The following is a 521-nucleotide window of genomic DNA, read 5'->3' on the forward strand; positions in this document are numbered from 1 at the left end:
CCGGCGGTGTTGCTGGTGGGGGAATGGAAGAATACCAGCGCACTGCCCTGGTTGGCGGGGCGTGTCACGCTGCTGCGAGATGGTCAGCGGCTGGCCCGTTACCACCGCGGCGACAGCATCAAGCAGGGCGAAAAGGTGAAGATGAGTTTCGGCGATGACCCGCGCCTGCAGATTGCCGTGGTGCGCGAGCCATCACAGCAAGGAGAAGTCGGCCTGATCAGCAAGGAGAAGACCCTGTCTGCGCTGAAAAACATCACTCTGACGTCCCATTACGACAAGGCGGTGACGGTGGATCTGCTGGATCGCCTGCCGGTGGCCGGTAACGAGGATATTGCTGTCACGGCCAAAGGCAAAGCCGCAGATGCTAGTGATGTGGATGATGTGAAAGGGCTGCAGCGCTGGCAGTTCACCTTGCCCGCCGGGGGGGAAGAAAGTTTCAAACAAGGCTTCGAAATTCGCTACCCGGAAGGGGCAATGCTGAGCGGTGTAGAAGGGCTTTAAAGGCAATTAATAGTTAATAA

At 58.0% G+C, this 521-nt stretch carries 1 protein-coding gene; it reads left to right on the forward strand.

What is annotated here, in order from left to right; all coding sequences use genetic code 11:
• On the forward strand, positions 1-501 hold a 501-nt coding region (locus A3730_RS18410), incomplete at its 5' end, for a DUF4139 domain-containing protein (RefSeq protein ID WP_156501249.1).
• Between the last annotated feature and the right edge of the window lie 20 nt (positions 502-521).

The sequence above is a fragment of the Alcanivorax sp. HI0044 genome, assembly GCF_001634945.1.